This is a genomic window from Pseudorhodoferax sp., assembly GCF_047601025.1.
Taxonomy (GTDB): Bacteria; Pseudomonadota; Gammaproteobacteria; order Burkholderiales; family Burkholderiaceae_C; genus Pseudorhodoferax.
The window spans coordinates 3,606,371-3,624,997 of the sequence record NZ_JASGJZ010000001.1 but is presented as its reverse complement, the minus strand read 5'-3'; the positions used below and the strand labels follow the sequence as shown (position 1 = coordinate 3,624,997).

Annotated in this window: 29 protein-coding genes and 1 tRNA gene; 15 read left to right on the top strand and 15 right to left on the bottom strand. The window is 65.9% G+C overall.

Annotated elements, in window-relative coordinates; translation table 11 throughout:
* Nucleotides 1-7: 7 nt before the first annotated feature.
* The 3 genes from QM782_RS17000 to QM782_RS16990 form a co-directional block, all read right to left on the bottom strand.
* On the bottom strand, nt 8-520 hold the full coding sequence (locus QM782_RS17000) for a hypothetical protein (RefSeq protein WP_415204081.1): 513 nt from the start codon (nt 518-520) through the stop codon (nt 8-10).
* Nucleotides 521-693: 173 nt separating this feature from the next.
* Nucleotides 694-897, bottom strand: a complete 204-nt coding sequence (locus QM782_RS16995) for a hypothetical protein (RefSeq protein ID WP_415204080.1) — start codon at nt 895-897, stop codon at nt 694-696.
* Nucleotides 888-1,214, bottom strand: a complete 327-nt coding sequence (locus tag QM782_RS16990) for an AsnC family protein (protein ID WP_415204079.1) — start codon at nt 1,212-1,214, stop codon at nt 888-890. The genes QM782_RS16995 and QM782_RS16990 overlap by 10 nt, the downstream gene beginning before the upstream one ends.
* A 107-nt stretch (nt 1,215-1,321) precedes the next feature.
* Between QM782_RS16990 and QM782_RS16985 the strand changes: the two genes are divergently transcribed.
* Nucleotides 1,322-1,522, top strand: a complete 201-nt coding sequence (locus tag QM782_RS16985) for a hypothetical protein (RefSeq protein WP_415204078.1) — start codon at nt 1,322-1,324, stop codon at nt 1,520-1,522.
* A 7-nt stretch (nt 1,523-1,529) separates the two neighbouring features.
* Here QM782_RS16985 and QM782_RS16980 read toward each other — a convergent pair whose 3' ends face one another.
* On the bottom strand, nt 1,530-1,781 hold the full coding sequence (locus tag QM782_RS16980) for a transcriptional regulator (RefSeq protein ID WP_415204077.1): 252 nt from the start codon (nt 1,779-1,781) through the stop codon (nt 1,530-1,532).
* Nucleotides 1,782-1,887: 106 nt separating this feature from the next.
* Here QM782_RS16980 and QM782_RS16975 point away from each other — a divergent pair, with 106 nt between their 5' ends.
* The 3 genes from QM782_RS16975 (at nt 1,888) to QM782_RS16965 (ending at nt 3,925) form a co-directional block, all read left to right on the top strand.
* On the top strand, nt 1,888-2,289 hold the full coding sequence (locus tag QM782_RS16975; RefSeq protein ID WP_415204076.1) for a helix-turn-helix transcriptional regulator: 402 nt from the start codon (nt 1,888-1,890) through the stop codon (nt 2,287-2,289).
* A gap of 144 nt (nt 2,290-2,433) precedes the next feature.
* Nucleotides 2,434-2,883, top strand: coding sequence for a hypothetical protein (locus tag QM782_RS16970; protein ID WP_415204075.1), 450 nt, complete (start codon nt 2,434-2,436; stop codon nt 2,881-2,883).
* Nucleotides 2,884-3,319: 436 nt separating this feature from the next.
* Nucleotides 3,320-3,925 carry a hypothetical protein gene (locus tag QM782_RS16965; protein ID WP_415204074.1) on the top strand — a complete coding sequence of 202 codons (606 nt, stop codon included), beginning with the start codon at nt 3,320-3,322 and terminating at the stop codon, nt 3,923-3,925.
* Between the two features lie 97 nt (nt 3,926-4,022).
* Here QM782_RS16965 and QM782_RS16960 read toward each other — a convergent pair whose 3' ends face one another.
* Together QM782_RS16960 and QM782_RS16955 are read right to left on the bottom strand one after the other, a co-directional pair.
* Complete coding sequence (locus tag QM782_RS16960) at nt 4,023-4,325, bottom strand: HigA family addiction module antitoxin (protein WP_415204073.1); 303 nt, start codon at nt 4,323-4,325, stop codon at nt 4,023-4,025.
* Between the two features lie 12 nt (nt 4,326-4,337).
* Nucleotides 4,338-4,616, bottom strand: a complete 279-nt coding sequence (locus QM782_RS16955; protein ID WP_415204072.1) for a type II toxin-antitoxin system RelE/ParE family toxin — start codon at nt 4,614-4,616, stop codon at nt 4,338-4,340.
* Between the two features lie 429 nt (nt 4,617-5,045).
* Here QM782_RS16955 and QM782_RS16950 point away from each other — a divergent pair, with 429 nt between their 5' ends.
* Entirely contained in the window at nt 5,046-5,867 is an 822-nt protein-coding gene (locus QM782_RS16950; protein WP_415204071.1) for a hypothetical protein, read from the top strand.
* A 348-nt stretch (nt 5,868-6,215) separates the two neighbouring features.
* A complete protein-coding gene (locus QM782_RS16945; protein ID WP_415204070.1) occupies nt 6,216-6,338 on the top strand; it encodes a hypothetical protein in 123 nt (40 codons plus the stop codon).
* A 178-nt stretch (nt 6,339-6,516) separates the two neighbouring features.
* Here the strand turns inward: QM782_RS16945 and QM782_RS16940 are convergent, their stop codons facing one another.
* Entirely contained in the window at nt 6,517-7,293 is a 777-nt protein-coding gene (locus QM782_RS16940) for an Arc family DNA-binding protein (RefSeq protein WP_415204069.1), read from the bottom strand.
* 72 nt (nt 7,294-7,365) lie between these two features.
* Here QM782_RS16940 and QM782_RS16935 point away from each other — a divergent pair, with 72 nt between their 5' ends.
* From QM782_RS16935 to xerC, 9 genes are all read left to right on the top strand, one after another.
* Complete coding sequence (locus QM782_RS16935) at nt 7,366-7,542, top strand: hypothetical protein (protein WP_415204068.1); 177 nt, start codon at nt 7,366-7,368, stop codon at nt 7,540-7,542.
* A complete protein-coding gene (locus tag QM782_RS16930) occupies nt 7,539-8,339 on the top strand; it encodes a Bro-N domain-containing protein (RefSeq protein WP_415204067.1) in 801 nt (266 codons plus the stop codon). Before QM782_RS16935 ends, QM782_RS16930 begins: the two co-directional genes overlap by 4 nt.
* 125 nt (nt 8,340-8,464) lie before the next feature.
* Entirely contained in the window at nt 8,465-9,268 is an 804-nt protein-coding gene (locus tag QM782_RS16925) for a hypothetical protein (protein WP_415204066.1), read from the top strand.
* A complete protein-coding gene (locus QM782_RS16920; RefSeq protein ID WP_415204065.1) occupies nt 9,265-10,110 on the top strand; it encodes a hypothetical protein in 846 nt (281 codons plus the stop codon). Before QM782_RS16925 ends, QM782_RS16920 begins: the two co-directional genes overlap by 4 nt.
* Nucleotides 10,104-10,397, top strand: coding sequence for a hypothetical protein (locus QM782_RS16915; RefSeq protein WP_415204064.1), 294 nt, complete (start codon nt 10,104-10,106; stop codon nt 10,395-10,397). Before QM782_RS16920 ends, QM782_RS16915 begins: the two co-directional genes overlap by 7 nt.
* Complete coding sequence (locus QM782_RS16910) at nt 10,394-11,032, top strand: Bro-N domain-containing protein (protein WP_415204063.1); 639 nt, start codon at nt 10,394-10,396, stop codon at nt 11,030-11,032. Before QM782_RS16915 ends, QM782_RS16910 begins: the two co-directional genes overlap by 4 nt.
* On the top strand, nt 11,023-11,151 hold the full coding sequence (locus tag QM782_RS16905; RefSeq protein WP_415204062.1) for a hypothetical protein: 129 nt from the start codon (nt 11,023-11,025) through the stop codon (nt 11,149-11,151). Before QM782_RS16910 ends, QM782_RS16905 begins: the two co-directional genes overlap by 10 nt.
* Before the next feature lie 35 nt (nt 11,152-11,186).
* Complete coding sequence (locus tag QM782_RS16900) at nt 11,187-11,366, top strand: hypothetical protein (protein WP_415204061.1); 180 nt, start codon at nt 11,187-11,189, stop codon at nt 11,364-11,366.
* Nucleotides 11,347-12,480, top strand: a complete 1,134-nt coding sequence (gene xerC, locus QM782_RS16895; protein ID WP_415204060.1) for a site-specific integrase — start codon at nt 11,347-11,349, stop codon at nt 12,478-12,480. Before QM782_RS16900 ends, xerC begins: the two co-directional genes overlap by 20 nt.
* A 98-nt stretch (nt 12,481-12,578) precedes the next feature.
* On the opposite strand, the gene QM782_RS16890 is transcribed toward xerC, so the two are convergent.
* From QM782_RS16890 to infC, 8 genes are all read right to left on the bottom strand, one after another.
* Nucleotides 12,579-12,655: transfer RNA gene (locus tag QM782_RS16890), tRNA-Pro, on the bottom strand.
* 24 nt (nt 12,656-12,679) lie between these two features.
* Nucleotides 12,680-13,132, bottom strand: coding sequence for a MerR family transcriptional regulator (locus QM782_RS16885; protein WP_415204059.1), 453 nt, complete (start codon nt 13,130-13,132; stop codon nt 12,680-12,682).
* Nucleotides 13,133-13,236: 104 nt separating this feature from the next.
* Nucleotides 13,237-13,599, bottom strand: a complete 363-nt coding sequence (locus tag QM782_RS16880) for an integration host factor subunit alpha (protein ID WP_415204058.1) — start codon at nt 13,597-13,599, stop codon at nt 13,237-13,239.
* Between the two features lie 15 nt (nt 13,600-13,614).
* Nucleotides 13,615-16,041 (bottom strand): phenylalanine--tRNA ligase subunit beta, encoded by a 2,427-nt coding sequence (gene pheT, locus QM782_RS16875; protein ID WP_415204057.1) that lies wholly within the window; start codon nt 16,039-16,041, stop codon nt 13,615-13,617.
* Nucleotides 16,042-16,073: 32 nt separating this feature from the next.
* On the bottom strand, nt 16,074-17,150 hold the full coding sequence (gene pheS / locus QM782_RS16870) for a phenylalanine--tRNA ligase subunit alpha (protein ID WP_415204056.1): 1,077 nt from the start codon (nt 17,148-17,150) through the stop codon (nt 16,074-16,076).
* A 115-nt stretch (nt 17,151-17,265) separates the two neighbouring features.
* Nucleotides 17,266-17,625: a 50S ribosomal protein L20 gene (gene rplT / locus QM782_RS16865; RefSeq protein ID WP_415204055.1), complete on the bottom strand. Its 360-nt coding sequence runs from the start codon at nt 17,623-17,625 to the stop codon at nt 17,266-17,268.
* Between the two features lie 25 nt (nt 17,626-17,650).
* Entirely contained in the window at nt 17,651-17,854 is a 204-nt protein-coding gene (rpmI, locus tag QM782_RS16860; protein ID WP_415204054.1) for a 50S ribosomal protein L35, read from the bottom strand.
* A gap of 155 nt (nt 17,855-18,009) precedes the next feature.
* Nucleotides 18,010-18,612 carry a translation initiation factor IF-3 gene (gene infC / locus QM782_RS16855; protein ID WP_415205671.1) on the bottom strand — a complete coding sequence of 201 codons (603 nt, stop codon included), beginning with the start codon at nt 18,610-18,612 and terminating at the stop codon, nt 18,010-18,012.
* Between the last annotated feature and the right edge of the window lie 15 nt (nt 18,613-18,627).

The window sequence follows — 18,627 nt, the reverse complement described above, 5'->3', positions numbered from 1 at the left end:
GCTCGATCTAGATCGGAGATTCGTTGCCAGGCGCTGCGGGCGCGCGCTGGCAGCGCAGCGCTGCGAGATCCAAGCGGTGTTGCCCAGCCTTGTCCCGCTCGATTGCGGCGTCGGTGTCGTGCCCGTAGGTCTCCAGGCGCTGGGCCCTGATCTCTGAAATCTGCCCCTGGAGCCGGTGCAGCACGATCTTGGCCTCGCGCTCTTGGTCAAGGAGGTCGCTGTACGCCAAGTCAGCCGCCAGGTGTTCGGCCTCTTCAGCGGTGGAGCGGATGAAGAACACCTGCCCGTCGTAGTTCTCCACGAACCACCCGCGTCGGTCCAGCCAGGCGATGAATGCATGGTGTACTTGCCCGTCGTAGCGGTCCGGGTCGGGGCATGCCAGCGAGCAGAAGATCGGCTCGCCGTCGGCCAGTGCGGCCTCGCCGCCGGTCCACACGCCATGCTGACAGGGCTTGTAGCCGAACTCGGCAAGCGGCCGAGCATGGATGCCGGGATAGGTCGCCTTCAGATCAGCGATCAAGGCGGCCTCGCTGGGCCAATGGGCAGGCACTGCTGCCGATGCAATCTGGTGTGTCACTGTTGCCTCTCGAAGTTGGGACACGCGCTCTTTCAATGACAAACCACAGGCAGGCAGGAAAGGCGGACTGCTTTTCGGCTTGGGGAGCTACCCCTCGCCTAGCCGTGGCGTCAAACTCATCTCGGGCCGGGAGCCCCGTCGTACTCGGCCAGCCACATCGCTGTCGAAAGCTCGTCCTCGACGGCCTCCAGCTCGCGGCGCTTCCGGTCGCGCAGCTGCTCCAGCTCCTCGACCGTGCGCGGTAGTGCGCAGTGGCGTTGATCCGGGCCTCCTGTGGCGACCGGCATGGACGTGGCGGATGGCGCGTCGGTCACGGGCAACCACCCATCTCCGTGTCCTCGAAGATCAGCCTGGCCGGCGTGGTCATGCTCATCGCCTTGGAAAACAGGACCTCGAAGGCGTCGAAGGTCTTCGGGTCGATACACCTGTGGGTAGAGGGCACGATCTTCATCCCGAGGTGCGCCAGGAACGCGCAGAGCTGCTCCAGCTGCTCGGTCTTGAACCGGCTCACCGTGCTCTCGCTGACGCCCAGCGCCGTGGCCAGGGCCACCTGGCGGCCAGGCTCCTGCAGCGCGCGCAGCACCGTCACATGGGCCTTGCGTGCCCGCTCCTGGGGTGTTGGTGCCGCGGCCGACATGTCAGGCTTCCAGCGCCTTGCAGACGGTTGCAGGCCTCGCAAGACGACGCAAGAGCGCAGCCGCCAGCTTGCTGGCCCTTGCGCGGCTGTGCGCCGACAGTACCGGCATGCACCCCCTACCCCGCGCCCTGCCCCTGCACCGCTCCACCCGGCTGTTTTCCATCCAGTTGCCCAACCGTGCGCAGACCCGCGTGCTGACGACCATGATCGTCAGCCAGGTCGGCCTGGACATCCGGGTGCGGTTCTCGGCAGTGCAGATGCCCGGCAGCGTGGCTGCTGCCAGGCGCAGCACGGGCTTTCGGCGGTAGGTCATGGTCAGGCCTGCGAGGCGGCTGAAGGCACGGCAGCACCAGGCTGCTCCCGCAGTACATGCCACCTCATGTCCGGGCGCAGATCCTCGCAGCGCACAACGCCGCCCGTAGCTTTTTCGATCAATGGGCAGTGCTCGGCGGGGACCCTGCGGCCTTCGCCCTTCCACTGGCTTACAGAACCGCGCGTCACGCCGCAGAGCTTCGCGAGCGCGGTTTGCGACCCGAGGACCTCGGCGGCTTTTTCAACTGGATTCACAGGTATGCTCCATGTGCAGAAATACATTACCAGTATAGGACCACAGCACAAGATTGGTCAAGAATTTCGACTCCACAGAGGTGCAGCTTTTCTCTACATTCGCAGCGTGAACATCAAAGACTGGGTACGCAGCGCGCGCCAACACGCCGGCCTCACGCAGGCACAGCTGGGCGAGGCTCTAAACGTGACGAAGGGCAATGTGTCGGGCTGGGAGAACGGCAGGCACAACCCGAGCTATGAGCAGATCCGAGCAATAGCGCAACGGACAGGGGTTCCGCTGCCGGACTCCGGGCCGGCGGACCTGGCCGCCCCACCGGCGCTAGGCCCGCCCCAGGGCAACGTCTGGTCCGCGGTCATGCGCATCGTGACTGCCTTCGCTGACCAAGACCAGGCGATCCGGAACGCAGCTGCCGAACTGCTGGCCGAAGCGGTGCGCCGGCCCGAGGTGGCCGACGTGCTGGCCGCCAAGCTCATGAAACTTAGCGACGAGCCGGGAGGACCGGCATGACTACCTTGCTCCACGTGTAGCAAGCCAGCGTTCCGACCCGAGTCGGGGCCGGAGGACTACGGTATTGGCGCTCTTGCGTGACAAATTGCAACCGAGAAACGTCCGACATCCGAAACAATCCGCGCGTCACAACACGGAGGTCGAATGGGAGCAATTGGCGAGCGGGCCATCAGCGCCGCTACTGCGGTAGCGATATTGGTAGGGGCGACGGGATGCGCCACGGCATCGAAGGACATCACAGCGGCCTACGTGTCGCCGATACAGTACGACAGGTTCGACTGCGATCAGATCGCTGCGGAGAACCAGCGCCTCTCCGCTCGCGTGGCCCAGCTGGGCGGCCGATTGGACGAGGCCGCCTCGAACGACAAGGCGATCACCGGAGTGGGTCTCATCCTGTTTTGGCCTGCGCTGTTCGCGCTCGGCGGCACCAAACAGCAGGAAGCAGAGTATTCCAGGCTCAAGGGTGAACACGATGCCCTGCAGCAGTCCGCGGTCTTGAAGAGATGCGGAGCGTCCACGCCGGCGGATCCAACGGTCGCGGTGTCCCAGCCGGCCGATCAGAAGCCGGCCGCCGTCCAGATGGTGGCGCAATGACGGCCGCCCTGGCGCTGCACGTCAGCGCTGGCCAGTGGTCGCGGTGGGAAGCCGAGCAACAACGGATGCCGCGCGCGCAGTTGCACTGACCCTCCCCCACCCCATCCCCCCCTCTTGCCCGCCCAGTGCGGGCTTTTTTGCACTTGGCGGGTAGCCCAGCCGGCCAATCAATGCGCGAGCGCCGCGCCTTGCGCCTGCCCGGCGCGAAGAATCACTAGGACCCCGCCAAGCCGCCTCCGGGCGGCTTTTCTCATGATGCTGAAGTACAGAAGTGCAAAACCCAGGAGTACAGCATAGATTGACTTCTGGTTCAGCGACTATGTACATTTGCTCCCGCCAGCCCACCCCGGGCTGAAGGAGCGAACATGCAAACACTTCACGATGCCATCGCAGTCGGCCTGATCGTCGTCTGCCTGGTTCTGTCCCTGGTGCAGTGGTGGGCCAGCTGATGCAGATGGAACTCAACGGCACCGAGAGCGCCGACCAGTTGATCAAGCAGCTGGTCGCCCTGAAGCTGTCGGCGCGCCAGCTGATCCGCACCGAGCAGCAGGCACGGGACAGGCGCGCGGAATGGGCCAGCGTGCGCGAGAACACACCCGACGCCGACCAGCGCGCCCAGGCCGTGCAGATGGTCGGCCGGCTCGACGAGCACCTGCTGCAGATCAAGTTCGCCCTGATCGACTTCGGCAACTACCTGCGGCCGCTGTGCGACGCGCTGGACGAGAAGGCCACCCGGGCGCAGGTCTTCGAGGCCCTGAACACGAACCCGGCCCACCGGGACACGCAGGAGGTGCGCAAGTACGGGGACCGAAGCCACGTCCTCATCGCCGTGCTGGACCTGGAGAACTCCGCGACCGAGGACGATGACTTCGAGATCCGCCCGCTCAAGTGGTGCCACACGATGGCGTTCATGAACCTGATGACGACCAGCGACAAGCTGGCCAAGATCATCCACGAGGGCGCGAACGAGTTCTTCGGCGGCGTGTTCGGCGAGTACCGGGAGCGGCCGCTGCTCGAGCGGCTGGTCGGCAGGCCGGTGTGAAGGCCTTCGTCAGCCGCGCCCGCGCACCAACCCGGCCTCAGCCCAGCCGGCCGGCCAGCACCAGCGAGGCGGCACAGCCCACTCCCGAGCAGTTGGGTTACGCAGACGCCGCCTCGTGCCTCTTGATCTTCGCCAGCACACCAGCCAGCGCGTCGCGTGCGATCTCCACGTCGTACTGCGCCTGCAGGTTGATCCAGCTCTGCGCGTCCGTGCCGAAGAAGGCGGCCAGACGCAAAGCCGTATCGGCGGAAATGCCGCGCAAGCCCTTCACGATCTCATTGATGCGGCGCGGCGGCACGTCGATGGCCTTGGCCAGCGCGTACTGGCTGATGCCCATCGGCTCCAGCCACTCTTCCATCAAAATCTCGCCGGGATGCGGCCACTTGACTTCACGGGTCATGACGAACTCCTTTCAGTGGTAATCCACGATCTCCACGCGGGTAACGCCGCTCTCGGACCAGATGAAGCACACGCGCCACTGGTCGTTGATCCGGATGCTGTGCTGCCCCTTGCGGTCACGTGTCAGTGCCTCCAGGCGGTTGCCCGGCGGTAGGCGCAAGAAGTCCAGCGTCGTCGCAGCATGCAGCTGCACCAGCTTGCGCATGGCTACATCGGCGATGTTCGCGAAGCGGCGGACTCGCTTGCCCTTGAACAGGGCCTCGGTGTCGGCGCAGCGGAAATCGGTGATCATGAGGTGATGATAACGAAGTTCGTTATTAACGACAAGCGTTATCTTCGCGGGGCATGCCCACCCTGTGCAGTAGGGGCAGGGCCTGGGCAGTGAGGTCGCCTACCCCCACCGGGCGCCCAGACCTGCAGCAGGGCTGCTTTGGCCTCCGCGAGCGGTCAGGGCTGCGCAAGCTGTCCCACATCAAGTTCTGCCGCCCGATCTGCCCCAGCCTTCATGACAGCTGCCAGTCGGTGGCTCGTCTTCCTGCTCTTTCTGCGGCATTTTGTACTTCACGCGTCCATCGACCATGACTCGCTGGGATTAGCTCGACATCGCACTATCCGTTCGGCGTGAAAACTTGGATAGCCGCGCAGACAACTGGCTGCCCTCTTCGTTTTTTTGATTACACTACGGGCCGCGCCGTCCTCTTCGACGGCAGTAGAGGTTCGTATGATCGAAAACCATGCCGCGAACGAGGTGATTGACGAGGAGCAGGATGGCGAGCCCAAGGGTGCACGCCAGCGCTCGACCATCGGATTCCCATATACCGACTACGAAGGTGCCGCGCAAGTCGCAGCGGCTATCTATGGCAATTGCGGGCACGGCACCTGCACGCTTGCCCAACTTGCTGCGTGGATGAACTCCAGCATGAAGAGCAGCAGCTTCCGCACATTGATCTCTGCTGCTCGGCTGTTCGGACTGGTTGAGAGCGATAACGCTGAGAGCTATCGACTTACCGACCTGGGGACCAAAATTGCGGATCCTTCTCAAGCCCGTGCGGCGCAGGCTGAGGCGTTCCTCAGGGTGCCATTGTTTGCGGCGTTGTTTGAGAAGTACAAGACCAGCATGATTCCGCCAAACGCAGCTCTTGAGCGTGAAATTGCGGCCCTGGGCGTGTCGGAGAAGCAGAAGACGCGTGCGCGGCAGGTGTTCGAGAGTTCCGCGCAGCAGACCGGCTTTCGTGCGCATGGCACCAATCGCTTAGTCATGCCGGCCGTTGTTGTCCCACCTTCAGGTGCGATCGGGAGCGGAACTGGCGCAAGCGGCGGCAGCGCGAGCAATGGTTCCGGTGGCGGCACTGGAGGTAGCGGTGGCGGCTCAGATGTGAATCTAGACCTTGATCCGCTGCTGATCGCGCTACTGCAAAAAATTCCACCCCAAGGTCAACCTTGGCCGAAAGAGCGTCGCGTCCGTTGGTTCAAGACGTTCGCCATGAACGTGAGCGAGGTGTACGACAGCGAAGGCGACCCTGTGGAAATGACCATCTCCTAGCGAAGCAGAGGCAGACATGAGGAGATAGGGCGTCCCCGGCAGAAACGGCCTGCCCTGCCGGGGCGGATATGGGAAGGGCTTCGTGATGTTTCGATCTTGACCGGAAAGCACACATCACGAAGCCCATGGCAGGTCACCTTACGGCGGCTCATCCCCGCTAACGACACGCACCAGATGGTGCGTTGAAAGCGACCAGCTATGCGTCAACACGGCTGGGTTTGATGGCTTCGTTCCCGCGGCCCGACGGACCGTCTGAAGCAGAACCACCACTCTAAGCAGAGCGATGAGATTTTAGGTCTCAGGGGGGTGCTTCGCAAGGAAGGGCCGCGCATAGAAAGGAGATTCACGATGGTGATCTGCTCCTACCCGCGCGCCGTGCACGTTGTCGCGTACATCCGCCGCCGCTTCGGCCGGCTGGAAAGTGTCCGCGAGCACTGCCGGAGCTATCCGCACACGTTGCCGCTGTTCTGATCGCAGAACCGGCACGGGCGATGCCCAACCATCAACTTCGTGCGCCCCAGTCTAGGAGGAACTGGGGCGTTCTTCTTTTAGTTGGCGCCACAGCTTATCGCCTGCCCAACTGCATGTCGGACTCGTCGGAAAAACGAACCGTCTCATATCGATCAGCCCCTCTACAGAGTGAGTTGGGCTACGGCATCCGCTTGCGGGCTTTGGGAGGTGGGGCCGGGTCCGACGCTTGGGCCCCGCGCAGAAGCGCATCGAGAGCCGGAAGGATGTCTTCACCGGTGTCTGAAGGGAGGTCGGACATGCGCACGCGCGACGCCCGCAGTGTGAAAACCTTGTCTTGCCGCGCGGTCTCAGCCGCCTTAGCGACCTCGATTTCCTCAGTAGTACCGCCAAGGGCCTTGAACTCTTCCCAGAGGCGGTCCTGGCGTGCGTGGGAGGCCTTGAACTCGGCCTCGACCTGTGGCGTGACGATCCGGTCGATGCGCTCGTAGCGCTTGCGGCTGTTGGCGCTGAACTTGGCCTCAATCGTCCTGATCTTGGCCTGCAGCGAGTACAGGCGCTCGACGAGGTCAACGAGGTCGGAGTCGACGCCCTGTGCAACCTTCACCGCGCGGTCAAGTTGCCCGGCGGGATCGCTTATCTCCAGCGCGCGCACTCGGGCCCACAGCGCATCCTTGTAGACCCGCTGCACCATCAGGTCTTCCTCAACCACATCGCGTTGAAGCTCGACTAAACGCTCCTCAACATGTAGCTCCCAGTCATCTAACTCCGGCACCCGCTCTTCGAAGGACGCCTGCAGGCGGGCGACGATCTCGGCGTTCATGCTGCGGCCACTTGCCTTGGCGGCAGCTTCGACGCGCTCTTTCAGCTCAGGCTGCAGGCGCAGCCCAAACGGTGGAATGTTCGCCGTTGCGGGACGGCTGATCTCTGTTCTCGCCATGACTACATGATGCAGCAAAAAAGTCTTGCGTCCGTGGCTACATCATGTAGTATTCACATCGCTACATCATGTAGTTAAACGGAGAAACAGATGCAGATACATCAGCCGCCGCTCGTCGTGAAGCCCATCATGGCGCGGCTGTCGCCCGAAGCCTACCAGTGGGTGCGGCAGGAGGCCGCCGCACATGAGCGATCGGCTAACTGGATCGTCGCCAAAGCCGTCGAGGAGGCGCGAAAGCAAGCTCAGGCCCAAGGAACCCAGGCGTGAGCAACATCGTTCCCTTCAACTTCGACGGTCATCCGGTCACCGTCATCGCCGACGCCGCAGGTGACCTGCAGTTCGTTGCGAAGGAAGTGGCGGACATCCTCGGCTACTCCGAGGCAAGCGCCATGACGCGCTACCTGGATGAAGACGAGAAGGGTCTGCTGGATTGGCAGACCCCTGGCGGCAAGCAGAAGGTCATCGCCATCACCGAGTCGGGCCTGTACTCGGCGATCCTGCGCAGCGAGCGGCCCGAAGCCAAGCGCTTCAAGAAATGGGTCACAAGCGAGGTTCTGCCCTCGATCCGCAAGACCGGCAGCTACGCGGCGCCGGCCGCCAAGGCAGCAAACCCGACCGGGCTGCCGGAGTTCCGCCGGGCCCGCGCACTCGACCTGGCGACCAAGACGGCGGAGCGCATCGTCGCCCAGTTCCCCAGCCTCAACGAGCAATCGCGGCAAGTCGTCTTCGCTAAGGTCATCAACCCGGTGGCCGGCATGGAAATCCTGGCCCTTCCCCACGTGGAGAAGAAGCACCATTCGGCCACGGAGGTTGGCGAACTCCTGGGCATCAGCGCCAACATGGTCGGGCGGATCGCCAACCAGCACGGCCTCAAGACTGCCGAGCACGGCCGGTACCAGCTCGACAAGTCGCGGCACTCTTCCAAGCAGGTCGAGGCGTTCGTCTACAACGACGCCGGCATCGAAGCCGTCAAGCTGCACCTGGACGCCGACAGGCTTGGACATCAACCAGCGGCCGAGGTCATCCTCGACACGACGGGCGAGCCCCGGGGCGCGCTGCAGTGAAAACAGTGGAGCGTCCCATCACCGGCCCGCCGCGAAGACGGAAGGCCCAAAAGGCGAAGCCGATTTGCGCTTGGACCCGCAAACCGGCTTCTGTGACCCGAGAACCATTGCAAGGAACCTAGATCATGCCGAATTGTGCAACGAGTGCGCCTGCGCGCGCCACTGAGAAGAAATCCAGCCGCGCGGCCAAGGAGGCCATCCCCGCCCCCAGGACGCTGGCCGAGGCCAGGCCGCTCGCGATCGCCGAGCTGTCCAAGGCCATCGAGCTGATCACCTTCGGCGGCGGCGACGACGCTGGCGACGCCATGGACCGCACCATGCGCATCGCCGAGGAGATCGTGCAGGAGGTCCGGGAGCAGTTGGACCGCGGACAGCATGGGGCGAGCGCACTGATGCATCGCCTCTACGACGCCCTGGCGCTGCTGCAGTGCGCGGCTGCCTACGACAAGAACGACGGCCGGAGCCGCGCCTCGGCCCAGGCCGCGCTGGTCGTGATGGACGCGATCAGCCTGATCGACCTCCCGTCCCCCCAGGCCGGAAAGCCCTCCAAGGCGGTGGTCGCGGAGGTGCCGATGGCCGACGGCGGCACCGCGCTGCCGAAGACCGCCGCGACTCCGATCGAGCAACAAGCCCATGCCGCCTGGCATGAAACCCAGTTCGGCTCCGCCAACGTGGCGCATGCCGAACCGCTGGCGTACGAGTGCACGTACGTCGTTGATTCCATCTGCCTCGATATCCTGAAGCGGGCCGAAGACGGCGCCGCCTCCATCGAGGAGGCCCACTTGCTGCGGCTGATGCAGACCTTCGCCCTGCGCATCCAGGGTGCGAACAACGTGCTGATGAGCTACCTGGACGGCAACGAAGTGACGGTCGACCAAGCCTACCGCCGCATCTACGGCATCGCCCCGGCCAAAGGGGGTGCAGCATGAGCACCACCACCATCAGGAAGCCGGGCAGGGCCTCCAAGCCCGCGGCGAGCGAGGCTGGCCAGCTGGTGCGCAAGATCTCCGGCGAGCTGAGCGCAATCCTTTCCGCGGACGCCAACGAGCTGTTCACCGCCTTCCCCCGGTGCCGGCATCTGGACCGGGCGGGTTGCATCCTCGGTCGCGTGGCCGATCCCCAGGCGTTCGACCCTGTCGAAGACGCGCCCGACGGCGACGTGGAGGCCATGCTCCAGGCGGCAAAGGCCTCGCTCAAGCTGGGCCTTGCCAGCATCGAACGCAACGCGGACAAGAGCCTGTGCGGCGCGCTGCACGATGGCATCCTGGCGCAGCACATCCATGCCTGCCTCGGCGAGCTGATCGATGCCTACAGCCGCGGGCCGGACTACATCCGGCAGCTCGCAGCGCTGACCACGTACCGGGGCATCCTCGACTGCAGCGCCAGCGCCGTCATCACCATGGAGCCGGTGGTGCGGCCGGAGGGCGGCCAGCCCGGCGAACTTCTCGATTTATGGGAACCTGTGGCCTACGCGGAAGCTGTGGCCCTGATGCTGGCTCAACAGGATGATGTGTCGCTGACCTGGGCACTGCACCGCGTCATTGCAGAGGCGCGGGATGCGGTCGAGGAGATCGAAAAACAGCCTGGTGATGATGCAGGCTTCGGCCGTGCGCACCGCATCTTGCGGGAAGCTGCCGCCTTCGCCGACTTCTGCTTCGAGCATCGCGACGTTCTACTGGATGGTGCCATCCGACACCTGCTGCATGAAGCGCTGGGGCGCTTGGAGGCGGCATCGGAAAGCCTTGTCCGCAAGGAGGCTGTTCCATGCTGACCCGTCCCGTCCACACCTGCGCCCTGCAGCTGATCCGCGCGATCTGCCGCGGCGCCGCCACGCCGCAGACCGCCCTGCCCCACATCCTGCGGCTGTGCGACGAGGCCCTGGGCCCGGAGCAGCGCGCCGGCACGCAGTTCGTCACGCACCAAGTCAGCACCGGCACCCCGGTGTCGGTGTGGCAGTCGGCATACCCGAAGGGCGAAGATCTCGATGCGGCCATCGACACCGCGCGCGAGGCAAGCAAGACCAGGGGATCCACCCCCGCAGGAAGGAAAGAAGCATGAGCGGCATCACCCCGTACAGCTTCGACGGCGCCAGCGTGCGCGTGGTGCAGATCGACGGCGAGCCGTGGTTCGTCGGCAAGGACGTGGCCGAGGTGCTGGGTTACGCCGACACGGCCAACGCCATGAAGCAGCATTGCCGTGGGGTGGCGAAACACCACCCCATCGCCGATGCACTCGGGCGCATGCAGGACACGCGGATACTCAGCGAGCCCGACATGCTGCGCCTGATCGTCGCCAGCAAGCTGCCGGCCGCCGAGCGCTTCGAGCGCTGGGTGTTCGAAGACGTGCTGCCCAGCATCCGCAAGACCGGCAGCTACTCGGCACCGGAGGCGCGGTCGCGCACCCCCTACTCCGTCGGCAAGACGGACACGCTGACCGCGGCCGAGGCCGGGCAGCTGCGCGACATGCTGACCGCCGGCGTCAAGGAGTTTCCGGCCAGCCTCCAGGGCCAGGCCATGCGCCAGGGCTGGAGCAAGCTCAAGAGCCATTTCGGCGTACCGTACCGGCAGATCCCGCGTGCCGAGCTGCCGGAGGCCCTGTCCCTCGTCGCCGGCACTTGGCGGGCTTCGAGCCGCAGCCCTTGGCGCTGCCTCAGCCAGATCCGATCCACAAGGCGCTGGACAGCATGCACCTGATGGCGGCGTCGCTGTCGGACCTGGCGGCCGCCGTCGTGAGCCTCACCGCGACCCGCCCGGCGCTGCGGGGATCCAGGAAGGCCGCGCGCGACGAGGCGCTGCAGGAGGTTGCCCCATGAAATGCCCGGCTTGCGCCAGCGAGGAGCAGCGCGTGATGTCCACGAAGGTCGGGGCGGAGAAGATCAGCCGGCTGCGGTGCTGCTGCGCCTGTGGCCACCGCTGGCAGACGGTTGAGCTCAGCACGTCCAACGTCAGCCGCATGGAGCAGGCTGTCGAAGTGGTCCGCTCCTTCGGCACCTTGAGCAAGGAACTAGATGCGGCCGCGCACGGTTAACCGCAAAATTCCCGATCTGCCCCGCGGCATGCGAAAGGTCGGGAATGCGTGGTATTGGCGAGGCACCGACAGGCTGACGAAGGAAGTTGCGGCAGCGTTGAAATCGGCAGGCGTGCCGATGCGCTGCGGCACGACCCCGCTGCAAGCCAGGCTGTGGTGGGAAAAGCACGTCTCCCCTGCCCTTGCTGCGGCGATGCCGGACGACACGATCGCCGGCACGGTCGAGGAGCTTATCCGCCAGTACCGTGCCGACGAGCTGCCGTCCTTCAGGCGCGAGCAGACCAAGACCGAATACGAAGGTCGGCTGGGCCGCATCCGTGCCGCCTTCGGTACGACACGCTACCCGAAGTCCGAGGCCCAGGCTCTGATGCCCGGCTACCTCTCTGCCGTGGCGATCACACGACACCTGCACGCGAACCGTGAGCGCGCATCATCGGCCAACAAGGACGTGCAGTTGCTGTCGCGCATGTTCCGGCTGGCCAAGATCAGGTGGGGGCTGACGACCTTCAATCCCTGCGAAGACATCGAGTACCTGGCAGAACGGCCACGCGACCAGTACGTGACCGACGAGCGATACGCCCAGATCTACGCGGCCGCGAGCCCGGTCCTCCAGTGCATGCTGGAAATCAGCACGCAGACCGGCGCGCGCGAAGGTGCGATCTTCGAGATCAGGATCGGGGACTTCACCGCGGACCGGATCGAGATCAAGGTGGGCAAGAAGAGGAACGCGGCCGGCTTCGTCGTGAAGCCCTTCGACATGACGCCGGACCTGTGGGCGGCGCTGTGCCGGGCGCTGGAACTGCGCAAGAAAAACCGCGGCGGCGCGGCCAGCTTGCCGAGCGACTACCTGTTCATCACCCGGCAGGGCAAACCGTATTCCAAGGAGAGCTTCAAAAGCCTGTGGCGCGTCGTGCGCAAGAAGTTGGGCCTGGCGCCGCGCGAGATCACGTTCCACGACATGCGCGCCAAGGCAGCCTCGGATGAGGACTCCGACGTCGCAGCACAGGAGTTGCTGCACCACGAGGACGCCAAGGTCACGCGAAGCGTGTACCGGCGCAAGGTCCCCACCTCGAAACCCCTTCCATCCGCAATTGGGGGGCGCGGCAAGGGGTAGGACGGTTCGGGTTTGTCAAAAGCCAGGCGATTTTGTCAATCGCAACGAAAAACGGGCCAGGCCTTTCGAGCCTAACCCGTTGATCTAATGGTTGTTATTGGTCGGTGTGAAAGGATTCGAACCTTCGACCCCTTGCACCCCATGCAAGTGCGCTACCAGGCTGCGCCACACACCGAAGCCTGCCATTATAGCCAGAGCTTCACATCGGATCGGAAAGCAGCATGCGAATTTCGCAGAGTTCGCGCCGCACCTGCTGCAGGCGCTGCACGGCATCGGCCTCGTCGCCCCCGATCAGCGTCTCCGGCTGGAGAACGAAGCCCGTGTCGGCATCGGCTGGAGCCACGTCGGGCTGCGGCAGGGCCTCCGGCGCGGCATCGCCGGGCACGCGTTCCACCGTCCCCTTTTCCTGCAGCTTGTTGCGCGCGCCACTGATCGTGAAGCCCTGGTCGTACAGCAGGTCGCGGATGCGCCGGATCATCAGCACCTCGTGGTGCTGGTAGTAGCGCCGGTTGCCGCGCCGCTTGACCGGCCGCAGCTGCGTGAATTCCTGCTCCCAGTAGCGCAGCACGTGCGGCTTGACGCCGCACAGCTCGCCGACCTCCCCGATCGTGAAATAGCGCTTGGCGGGGATGGCAGGCAGGGGGGGTCCCATGAGGATTCGGGGGCTCGGCGCGAGGAACCGCAAAGGTTAACCCAGGGACCGCGGCGGGCAAAGCCAACAATTACCGCCGCGGCGCCCGGCGCGCCGGCGGGTGGTCAGCCCTGGATCTGTTCCTTGAGCTTGTGGCTGGCGTGGAAGGTCACGACGCGGCGCGCCTCGATCGGGATCAGTTCGCCGGTCCGGGGGTTGCGGCCCGGCCGCGGCGCCTTGGTGCGGATGTGGAAGTTGCCGAAGTTGGAAATCTTCACGTCCGTGCCGTTCACGAGGCTGCCGGTGATCAGGTCGAAGAACGCGTCGACCATGTCCTTGGACTCGCGCTTGTTCAGCCCGATCTGCTCGAACAGCAGTTCTGCCAGCCGCGCCTTGGTCAGGGCCGGCGTCTCCAGGCTTTCCACGGCGATCTTCACCGCGCCGCCGTGTTCTTCGTCCGCATCGCCGTATTCGTCTCGTGCCTGCATGGTGTGCTCCTCAACTCAACTGCGCAGGCGTGCATCCAGGCGCTGGGCCAGTTGCGCCAGCACGGCCTGCACGCACGCCTCGATCTGCTCGTCCGTGAGTGTCGCATCCCCGCCGTTGAGCACCAGCCGGACGGCCAGGCTTTTCTCGTCGAACGCGAGCGTGGCCGACGGCGCCGCGCCGGGCTTGGCCCGGTAGACGTCGAACAGCTCGGCCCGGCGCAGCACGCCGCCGGTGTCGGCGGCGTGGATGGCCGCCATCAGCGCGGCATGGCCCACGGACTCCTTCACGACGACGGCGATGTCGCGCTCCACGTCCTGGAAGCGCGGCACCGGCTGGGCGGCCGGCACCGGGCGGTCCAGCACGGCGTCGAGGTCGAGCTCGAACAGCACTGGAGCCTGCGGCAGTTCCCACGACTGGCGCCAGCGCGGATGCAGCTCGCCGACCACGCCGACCGGCCGGCCGGCCAGCAGCACGCGGGCCGCACGGCCCGGATGCAGCGCCGGATGGTCCACCGGCTCGAAGGTCGCCGCGCGCGGCGCGAGCAAGGCTTCGACATCGCCCTTGACGTCGTAGAAATCGACCCGCTGGCCCTTGCACGACCAGTCCAGCCGGTCGGCGTCGCCGAACGCCAGCCCGGCCACCCGCATCGGCTGGTGGATGCCCTGCACCGTGGCATCGGTGGTCTGCACCGAGGGGTCGCGCAGGAACACGCGGCCGACCTCGAACACGCGCACGCGGCTGGCGCGGCGATCCAGGTTGAACTTCAGCACCTGCAGCAGCGAGCCGATCAGCGAGGAGCGCATCACGCCCATCGGACTGGCGATCGGGTTCAGCAGCTGGATCGGCTGGGCGTTGCCGTGCAGATCCTGCTCCCACTGGGCCTGCACGAAGCTGAAGTTGATGGTTTCCTGGTAGCCGAGGTCGGCGATGCGGTGGCGCAGCGCGAAGCGGCTGCGCCGCGCCTCGGGCAGCAGGCGCGCGGTGATCGGGGCCAGCGGCGCCGTAGTCGGCAGCCGCTCGTAGCCGACCAGCCGGGCGACTTCCTCGATCAGGTCTTCCTCGATCTGCAGGTCGAAGCGGTGCGGCGGCGGCGTGACCGTCAGCACGCCGTCGCCCTCCTGCAGCGCGAAGCCCAGCCGGCGCAGCGCGTCGCCGCATTCGGCCTGCGTGACCGGCATGCCGATCACGCGCGCGGCGCGGGCGACGCGCAGTTGTACCGGCCTGGCCTCGGGCAGCTTCAGCGTCTGGTCGTCGACCGGGCCGGCCTGGCCGCCGCAGACCTGCAGCACCAGCGCCGTGATGCGCTCGATGATCTCCACCGTCCGGCTCGGATCGACGCCGCGCTCGAAGCGGTGGCCAGCGTCGGTCGAGAAATTGAAGCGGCGCGAGCGGCCCTGGATCGCCTCGGGCCACCAGAACGCGGCCTCGATGTAGATGTTGCGCGTGTCGTCGGAGACGGCCGTGGCGTCGCCGCCCATGATGCCGGCCAGCGATTCCACGGCCTGCGCGTCGGCGATCACGCCGACCTTGGCGTCCAGCGTGACGGTGTTGCCGTTCAGCAGCTTGAGCTGCTCGCCCTCGCGGCCCCAGCGCACGGCCAGCCCGCCGTGGATCTTGTCGAGGTCGAAGATGTGCGTCGGCTGGCCGTACTCGAACATCACGTAGTTGGAGATGTCGACCAGCGGCGAGACGCTGCGCTGGCCGCAGCGCGCCAGCCGCTCGACCATCCAGGCCGGCGTGGCCACGCGCGTGTCCACGCCGCGCACGACGCGGCCGGAGAAACGGCCGCACAGGTCCGGCGCCTCGACGCGCACCGGCAACCGGTCGTCCAGCGACGGCGCGACGGCGGTGTGCGGCGGCACGGTCAGGGGCGCGCCGGTCAGCGCGGACAGCTCGCGCGCGACGCCGTACACGCTCAGCCCATGGGCCAGGTTGGGCGTGAGCTTGAGCGTCAGCAGCATGTCGTCCAGCGCCAGGTGCTCGCGCAGGTCCTGGCCGACCGGCGCATCGGCCTCCAGTTCCAGCAGGCCGCCCTGGTCCTCGCCGAGCTTGAGCTCGCGCGCCGAGCACAGCATGCCCTGGCTCTCGACGCCGCGCAGCTTGCCGAGCCTGATGCGCAGGGGCTGGCCATCCGCACCCGGCGGCAACTCGGCCCCGACCAGCGCGCAGGGCACCTTGATGCCGGCGCGCGCGTTCGGCGCGCCGCAGACGATGTTCAGCAGCTGCGCCTGGCCGACGTCGACCTGGCACACGCGCAGACGGTCGGCATCGGGATGCTGGACGGCTTCCTTGATCTCGCCGACGACGACCTTGGAGAACGGCGGCGCGGCGGGCCGGCGCTCCTCGACCTCCAGGCCGCCCATGGTCAGGGTCTCGGCCAGTTCGGCGCTGCCGATCGGCGGGTTGCAGAAGGCGCGCAGCCAGGACTCGGGAAATTGCATCGTTGTTCTCTATCTAGCCAATGGACGGCGGATCACTGGAATTGCGACAGGAAGCGCAGGTCGCCGTCGAAGAACAGGCGCAGGTCGTTCACCCCATAGCGCAGCATGGTCAGCCGGTCCGGCCCCATGCCGAAGGCGAAGCCGATGTAGCGCTCGGGGTCCAGCCCCATGTTGCGCACCACGTTCGGGTGCACCTGGCCGGAGCCGGCGACCTCCAGCCAGCGGCCGGCCAGCGGACCGCTCTGGAACTGGATGTCGATCTCGGCGCTCGGCTCGGTGAACGGAAAGAAGCTCGGCCGGAAGCGCAGCACCAGGTCGTCGCTTTCGAAGAAGGTCCGGCAGAAGTCGGTGAACACGACCTTCAGGTCCTTGAAGCTCACGTTCTCGCCCAGCCACAGGCCCTCGCACTGGTGGAACATCGGCGAGTGCGTGGCGTCGCTGTCCACGCGGTAGGTGCGGCCGGGCGCGATCACGCGGATCTCGGGCGCGCGCACCGCGCCGGTCGGGTCGGCGGCAGCGGCCTCGAACGCCGCCGCATGCTTGCGGATGTGCTGATGCGCATAGCGCACCTGCATCGGACTGGTGTGCGGACGCAGGTTGTAGGCAATGCCGTCGGCCCCCTGGATGTCCACGTAGAACGTGTCCTGCATCGACCGCGCCGGGTGGTTGGGCGGGTTGTTCAGCGAGGTGAAGCTGTGCCAGTCGCTCTCGATCTCCGGGCCGTCGGCCACGTCGAAGCCCATGCTCGCGAAGATCGCCTCGATCCGCTCCATCGTGCGCGAGACCGGGTGCAGGCCGCCGGCGCCGCGCTGGCGGCCGGGCAGCGTCACGTCCAGCGCCTCGGCCTTGAGCTGGCGCGCCAGTTCGGCATCGGCCAGCGCCTGGCGCGCCCGGTTCAGCGCCGCCTCGATCGCCTGCTTGGTCTGGTTGATGGCCGCGCCGCGCGTCTTCTTCTCTTCCACGCTGAGCGCGCCCATGCCCTTCATGAGCTCCGTCAGCCGGCCCGACTTGCCCAGGAAGCGGGCCTTGGCGTTCTCCAGGTCGGCGGGCGTGGCCGCGGCGGCGAAGTCCTCGCTCGCCTGCGCGAGGATGGCATCCAGATCGTTCATACGGAATTCTTGGCAAATGAAAAGGGCCGAGACTTTCAGCAAAGTCCCGGCCCCGAAATCCTGAAAGGATGTGGCGGACGGCTGGCCCGCAGGCCGGCCCGTCCCCCTCGGCCGATCAGGCCGCCAGCCTGGCCTTGACCTGCTCGACGATGCCCGCGAAAGCGGCCTTGTCGTGCACGGCGATGTCGGCCAGCATCTTGCGGTCGATCTCGATCGACGCCTTCTTCAGGCCGTTGGCGAACTGGCTGTAGGTCAGGCCCAGTTCGCGCGCGGCCGCATTGATGCGGGCGATCCACAGTTGGCGGAACACACGCTTGCGCGTGCGGCGGTCACGGTAGGCGTATTGGCCCGCCTTCATCACCGCCTGCTTGGCGATGCGGAAGACGTTGCCGCGGCGGCCGCGGAAGCCCTTGGCCAGGTTCAGAACCTTCTTGTGACGTGCGCGGGCGGTGACGCCGCGTTTGACGCGAGGCATAAGTTACTCCTTGTTCGTCGTTCGATCAGAGCCCACGGCCGGGCAGCATCTGCGCCATCGAGCCCATGTTGGTCTCGTGCACAGTCACCGCACCACGCAGCTGGCGCTTGTTCTTGGTGGTCTTCTTGGTCAGGATGTGACGCTTGAAGGCTTGACCGCGCTTGACGGTGCCACCGGGACGAACGCGGAAACGCTTCTTCGCCGCGCTCTTGGTCTTCATTTTGGGCATGTGCATGCTCCTTCTTGCTTGTGCTCGCGAGGCGCCGGGAACCGATCCCGGGCTTGTTGGCCCCGAGCCACTTTTGTGACGGCGGCCTTGCGGCCGCCATCTTCATGGCTGCCGGGCGACCAACCCGGCAGCGATGACTCTCGATTCGATCCGGCTCAGGACGCCTGGGCCGGCGCGGCTTCCGCCACCGCCGGCTTGGGCGCCACCTTCTTGCGCGCCGGCGCGATCATCATGATCATCTGCCGTCCCTCCAGCTTGGGGAACTGCTCGACCACGATCAGATCCTGCAGATCGTTGCGGATGCGCTGCAGCAGGGCCATGCCCAGTTCCTGGTGCGTGATCTCGCGGCCCCGGAAGCGCAGCGTGATCTTGCACTTGTCGCCATCGGCCAGGAAGCGGCGGATGTTGCGCATCTTGATGTTGTAGTCGCCGTCGTCGGTACCGGGCCGGAACTTGACTTCCTTGATCTCGATGACCGTCTGCTTGGCTTTCGCATCGGCCGCCTTCTTCTGCTCCTGGTACTTGAACTTGCCGTAGTCCATCAGCCGGCAGACGGGCGGATTGGCGGCGGCCACGACCTCCACGAGGTCGACGTCCAGTTCGCCGGCCATGCGCAAGGCATCCGCCAGGCTCACGATGCCCAGTGGCTCGTTGTTCGGTCCGGAGAGCCGAACCTCGGGAGCCATGATCTCCCGGTTCAGCCGGTGCTTGCGTTCTTCGCGGTGACGACGGTCACGAAAATCAGTAGCGATGGTGATTCCTTCAACATCAAG